3 protein-coding genes are annotated in these 4,732 nt (G+C 63.4%); all 3 read left to right on the top strand.

Annotated features, from left to right (window positions below; all coding sequences use genetic code 11):
- On the top strand, positions 1-1,564 hold a 1,564-nt coding region (locus VTU_RS28070; RefSeq protein ID WP_010106789.1), incomplete at its 5' end, for a SwmB domain-containing protein.
- 1,253 nt (positions 1,565-2,817) lie between these two features.
- Complete coding sequence (locus VTU_RS34475) at positions 2,818-3,750, top strand: choice-of-anchor U domain-containing protein (RefSeq protein WP_010106788.1); 933 nt, start codon at positions 2,818-2,820, stop codon at positions 3,748-3,750.
- A 22-nt stretch (positions 3,751-3,772) separates the two neighbouring features.
- A partial coding sequence (locus tag VTU_RS28065; protein WP_010106787.1) for an Ig-like domain-containing protein occupies positions 3,773-4,732 on the top strand: 960 nt, incomplete at its 3' end.

Below are 4,732 nucleotides of genomic sequence, written 5' to 3'. Positions count from 1 at the left end.
CATCACCGTGAACAACGTCGTGGTGGATTCCTTGGCCAGGACCGTCACGCTGACGCTCAGCCGTGCCGTGGACAGTATCGAGACGCTGACCGTCAGCTACACCCGGCCCACGACCGGCAATGACGTGCTGCAGGACGCGGCCGGCAACGACGCGGACAACCTCACGAACCAGGCGGCGGTGAACAACACCGCAGCCGACGACACGGCCCCGGTCATAAACAGCGCAGCAGTCCATGGGCACAGTCTGGTGCTCAGCTACACCGAAGCGAGCAGCCTGGGTCTGGACGCAGCCAATACGGCGAGTGCCGCAGCCTTTACGGTGCTCGTCAACGGGGTCCGCAACACCGTCACCGCAGTCAGCGTGGATGCCACGGCCAAGACCGTGACCCTGACCTTGACCGACGCCGTGACCGGCGGTGAGAGCGTGACCGTTGCCTACACCAAGCCCACGACCGGCAAGGCCGTCATACGGGATGTGGCCGGCAACGCTGCCGCCAGTTTCCCGGCCATGGAGGTGGCCAACGCACGGGACACGACGCCCCCCGCGCTCGTCCGCACGGGCACCAGCGCGCCCAGGGTCAACGGCAACCAGTTGGTGCTCACCTTCACCGAAGCGAACGCCCTGGACGCTCGCCACATACCGGCCCCCGGAGCCTTCGCGGTGCTCGTGAGCGGGGTGCTCAACACCGTCACCGCAGTCGCCGTCGATGCCACGGCGAAGACCGTGACACTGACGCTGAGCACTGCTGTGGCCTACGGCCAGTCGGTGAGCGTCTCCTACACCGACCCCACGCCCTCCGACAACGCCAACGCCATACAGGACAACGCAGGCAACGACGCCGCAACCTTCACCGAACAGAAGGTGACAAACGACACCGCGGCCTCCTCCGGCGGCGGCGGCGGGGGCGGTAGCGGCGGCGGCAGCACGGACCGGGCGCCGGATGGGGACGCGGACGGCGTTTCCAACGATGTCGAAGACCGCGTCCCCGGTCTTGCCCGCCCCGATGGATCTCCCTCCGTGGCCGGTGACGGCAACGGAGACGGGATCAAGGACAGCGCGCAAACCTCGGTCAGTTCGATCAGCGTCACAACCGCGGGCACGTCAGCGAAAACCTACGCCACCCTGACGGCAGGCGGTCAGAACGGCAAGCCCGGAGCGGACCACGACACCCACATCACCAAGCTGGAGGAGAAAGCCGCCCCCGCCGATATGCCCCGAGCGCTGGAGGCGCCCATTGGGCTGACCAACTTCCAGGCCAAACTGGCGGCGAATACGCACACCGAGGATTTCAGCCTCTACGTGGACGCGGCGCAGGGAATCAACGGCTACTGGATGAAGGGCGCGGCCGGCACCTGGGTGAACCTGGCGAGCGAGCCCTACGGCGGCAAGATGGTGCTCGAGGGTGGGCGCCTGCGGCTCGACTTCCGGCTGGAGGACGGCGGCACCTACGACACCGACGGCCAGGCCAACGGAAACATCACCGGCTCCGGCGCGGCAGCGCACATGCCGCTGTCCATCGTCGGGCAGATGTCCGATCCGGGGTCGAATGATTTCTGGCTCTGACGGGGTCCCGGGGCGCAGCCCGGCAAAGCGGGTTCACGCCGGCCGCTGACCCGGGGCAAGCCCCTGGCGCGCGCCGGAATCACCCGGGATTCCGGCTCCCGCCCCGGTGCTGCGTTGCACCTGGGCAACGTTGCCTGCGCGGGCAGCGGGCGAGCGCCCGCGCCGGAATGCGTTTCGATGACCGATTCACGTTCGGGGTGGCCGATGGGTGTGGCGCCTCCTGACCCGCGTGCCAACTCGAACACGCGGGCGCCCGTGCACAGCGCATGCCGGGCGGCCCGAAGCTGGGCACGCAGTGCCCGCGCGAAGCAGGGTTCACGACCCAAACAGCAGACGCCTTCGTCGAAGCGCCGTCCCGTTCGCCGGGAACACACCGTGCCCGCAGCGGCGCTCTCTCACCCCGTTGATCGCCACCGTGGTAATTGCGGCCTCCAAGCGGATGGGCCGCCGTCCAGGCCCCGGGTGAGCCGGGATTGCGCATCCCCGTGCCAATGATCCGGTGCCCCCGCTGCAATACCGACTTCCCGCGCATGCCCCTGCTGCACTGTGCGGCAGCGGCAATCTTGCCACCGCTTCGTTCTTGAATGCTTGTCCGTCGAAGTGATCGGGCCAAGCCATTTCCATCCCCCATTGCGCCATCCCGGTTTCTTGGACGACAAGCATTCCGATACCAGAGAAACCGCAAGGGATTCAAGCGCATCGTGCGCCAGAAATTTCCACGGTCAAAACCCTCTCTTGTTTTGCACTGCAAAACATATTCACCACGGCGCCATTATTTTGCACTGCAAAACACGTGCTCAGATGCGTTGACTTTACATTTTGCATCGCAGAACAATCAGGAAAATCATCATTCAAGCCATTCAGAACGACAGCAATGTGAGGATCAGCGCTACCCGGTTTCGTCGACCTGCATGGGCCAGGAACAGGCCATCCATTCTCCATGAAATGGGCGACAGTTTCCTAAACCATTGTCGGAGCGATGCAGTACCAAAACGTATGATGAAAAACAACTTGTTGATGCAGTCAAGGGAATTTCCTTGTCCACGACAAATCCCCCCGAATGAATCCGCACGTGGCATTCGCTGTGGCAGATCGCGTGCAACCGGAAATCGCCCGACCGGCAATTACCAGGCCGTCGTCGCCGGCATGAATACATGAGACAGGCACTGGCGCCTGCGTCCATGGACCACAGGCGAGGCCAAAGCTGAATCCGGAAACCCCCACGCAGTCCATTCAGAAAAACGAGAATCACCATGCCCATAATCCTCACCGGCGGCGGAACCACCAGTCCTGCCATCGGAATCGACACGGGATACGACACCGTAATCTTCACCATCCGATTCAACCAAGGGATAATGAATTTCGAGGCGGCCGACGTGCTCTTGACCAAGTCTGGCTCGAAGGTGATCGGAGTGGCCTCCGTCCCGGAAAACCGCAACGCCGACGGATCTTCCGATGTCTGGCGGGTCATATTGCAAACGATCGCGGGTGGCAACGCCGCCTCGACGGCTAACGACACCATCGGCGTGAGAGCCGGAAGCATCACCGATCATTTGGGTAACCCGGGGCCCGACACGGACATAGTGACCCCCTTTCTCTTCTACCGCACCGACTACACCAAGCCCATCCTCACCGGAATCAGTTTGGCGAAATCCAGCCTGTCCGCCGGAGAAACAACCACCGTCACCTTCACGTTTTCCGAAAGAACTACCAACTTCACGGCACGCAGCGTCGCATTGAGCGATGGGTGCCAGTTGGAAGGCGCCAACGCCCCGAAGATCGACGGCAACACCGTGACGCCCGTCTACGACGATGCGAGCAACCTGGACGCAGCCCATTCCGCTGCCTGTACGGTGCGCATCAACAGCGTGAATGCCGTCGTCAACAACCTCAGCGGGTTCACGCACCAGAACGTGAGCAACCTCATCACCGACACCACGGCCCCGGTGCTTGGCAGCACCACGGTCAGCGGCCGCAATCTGCTGCTGACTTACACCGAGGCCAGCGGCAAGATGGCTCGGGACGGGCAAAGCCTGCGGCTCGACTTCCGAATCGAGGACGGCGGCGCTTTTGACGCCGACGGCGAGACCGACGGAATCATTACCGCCCCCGGCACGGCGGCGCACATGCTGCTGTCCATCGTCGGGCAGACGTCCGATGCGCAAGCGCACGGGATCTGGTTCTGATGGACCGAAAAGGAAAAACACCATGACCGCACCCACACTCGCCGCATCCGGCCATTCGATCAGCGAAACCGCCATCGGATGGAACCGGACAACGACCGTCGTCACCGTCAAATTCAACGAAGCCGTAAAGAACTTCGACACACCGGACGTGAGCCTGCTCCCGGGCGCCGGCAGGGTGAGTACCGTGAGCGCCGTCAGTCCCGGCGCCGACGGCAGCAGCGACACCTGGCAGGTCAGCATCACATCGGTACTCACGTGGAACTCATCCTCAAAGCTCCAAAACTCCGTCGCGGTGAACCTTGCCGGCGTGAAGAATACCGCGGGCGAAGCGGGAACGGGAACGATGAACGTCCCGGGTATCCTCTACGACGTCGACGCCATAAAGCCCGTCATCACCATCTGGGTGGACGGCAGCGGCCTGACAGCGACAGAAACCAGCCCTGTCAAGGTCAGCTTCAAGGAACCGGTCATCGGTTTCGACCTGGAGGACATGCGCAGCCTCATCGCGCAAAACGCTACGCTGAGCGACTTCAAGCTACACACCGACGGCACGAGCTGGGTCGCCACGCTGACCCCGAACGCAGGCGCCGAGGGGGCCAACCTCACCATCTCCCTGGATACCGAAAACGCCGGCGTGACGGACCTGGCTGGCAACAAACCCCTGTCCAAAATCGTTTACAGCAACGCCTACTTCATCGATCTGACACCGCCCACGCTGATCAGCTTCACCATAAGCGATCACGACCTGCGGGCCGGCGAAACGGCCACCGTCACCCTGACCTTCAGCGAAAGGGCGCTCGGCATCATCAGCAGAACCGGGGAGCGCCTGGAAACGTCCATCGGCACGCTGTCCGCGCTGAGCTCCTCCGAAGACGGCAAGACCTGGACCGCCACCCTGACTCCGCCGGAGAACACCATCGCGCCGGACAACACCGTCAGGATGACAAGTCTCGACGGGATACGGGACCCTGCGGGCAACTCG

The sequence above is a fragment of the Verminephrobacter aporrectodeae subsp. tuberculatae At4 genome, assembly GCF_000193225.1.
In the GTDB taxonomy this organism is placed as follows: Bacteria; Pseudomonadota; Gammaproteobacteria; order Burkholderiales; family Burkholderiaceae_C; genus Acidovorax; species Acidovorax aporrectodeae.
The sequence above is the reverse complement of the archived record's forward strand: the minus strand, read 5'-3'. Positions and strand labels throughout refer to the sequence as shown.

Coding starts and splice junctions, on each gene's coding strand:
- VTU_RS34475 (WP_010106788.1), top strand. CDS start 2,818: ATGCCCATAATCCTCACCGGCGGCGGAACCACCAGTCCTGCCATCGGA.